The following is a 1,565-nucleotide window of genomic DNA, read 5'->3' as shown; positions in this document are numbered from 1 at the left end:
ACACCGATCCGATTCGGTATCGCCGCCCCAACCCTGACGGTCAGTTCTCCGGTAACATTCTTGATGAGGCAATGCGCTCTGACTCATATGTGGAACGGCCCGGGCTGCAAGATCTTTCTCTGGTTGAACAAGAGATGACGGTGCGGTCATATGTTCGGCCTGTGAACGCGGCACCTGGCCGCTGGCCACGATGATATCCGCGGAAGCAATCGCCCAATCAATTTCGCGCGCTCGAAGCGCAGTGAGTCAGGCGGTCTGACTGCTACCGGGAATGTCGTCATTCAGTGTTCATCCAGATTGCACCTTGCCTCCTCGGCAGCTCTCCTCTTCCGCCGATGAGCTCTTAAGATTAGGATTTCAGCATTGCAGCCGGCGCCTGATAGATGCCGCCTCTGACTAGCAACGCCCAAATGGTGCGCGCAATCTTATTGGCAAGCGCCACGGATACGACCTTGACCGGCCGTCGTTGCAGCATGGTCCGAACCCCAGAGCGGGACTTTCAAACCTCGTTTAGCAAGCTTGATGATAGAGGTCGCACCGACGATTAAGAGTGTCCGTAGTTGCCGATTTCCGCGCTTCGATATCGCGCCGAGCCGTTCTTTCCCGCCGCTCGACTGTGCCCTCGGCGTCAGCCCCATCCAAGCCGCAAAATCTCGTGCAGTCGCAAAGCAACGAGCATCCAAGACCGATGTCCGAACGGTAGCTGCGATGAGAGGACCGACACCGGGAATGCTCATCAGACGCCTCGCGTCGGGATCTTTTCTGACGGCAACCAAAATCTCCTTATCGAGTTTCTCTATACGGGTGGTAAGTAGCTCAATTTGTTCAGCGAAGTGGATCAGGGCAAAGCGGGCGGTAGCGGGGATCCTATCGTCTTCCCTGTCCCGGAGCAGCCCCAGAAGTTTCGTGATGCTTGCCATGCCTGTCCCCACGACAATGCCCAATTCGGCCATATGAGCGCGCAGAGCATTTGCAGTCTGACTCCGCTGTCTCATCAGCATCTCTCGCGCTCGCAAGATCATGCCGGCTGCTTGTTGTTCGGCAGTCTTCATCGGTACGAACCGCATCGTCGGCCGGGTGACCGCCTCACAAATGGCTTCTGCATCCGCCATGTCGGTCTTATTTCGTTTGACGTAGGGCTTCACGTAGGCTGGCGGCATCATGCGGACCGAGTGCCCCAGCGCGGCGATCTCGCGCGCCCAGTGATGCGCACTTGCGCAGGCCTCCATACCCACCAAGCAGGAGGGAAGTCCGCGAAAGAAAGGCAGCACCTGCGATCGTCGCAACGTGCGGCGAACCAGAACTTTCCCGCTTTCGGTTATGCCGTGAACTTGAAAGATCGACTTAGCCAAATCCAAACCCACTGTGATAATCTTCTCCATGGAACGGTCCTTCCTTTGTGGCGCTTCTCAACGCGACCACGTTAGGCACTTTTGATGCCGGTTCGAAGGGCCGTTCCACACCATCACTTTTGATGCACTGGAACTCTGGATTGGAAAGGATTCATAATTCTATTTCAGAATGTCGGTTTGAAGCTCGAGAGCCTCGGTGATCGCGACGCAAAC

Annotated in this window: 1 protein-coding gene and 1 pseudogene; both read right to left on the bottom strand. The window is 56.4% G+C overall.

Features of this window, described 5'->3' with window-relative positions; translation table 11 throughout:
• A partial coding sequence (locus AC5ZGW_RS46225) for a hypothetical protein (RefSeq protein ID WP_496114167.1) occupies positions 1–189 on the bottom strand: 189 nt, incomplete at its 3' end.
• 160 nt (positions 190–349) lie between these two features.
• Positions 350–1,382: pseudogene (locus AC5ZGW_RS46220) on the bottom strand (IS110 family RNA-guided transposase).
• Positions 1,383–1,565: the final 183 nt, after the last annotated feature.

The organism is Bradyrhizobium sp. Crot121, from assembly GCF_059512385.1.
Note: the sequence above shows the minus strand (reverse complement) of the source record. Positions and strands in the feature narration are given on the sequence as shown.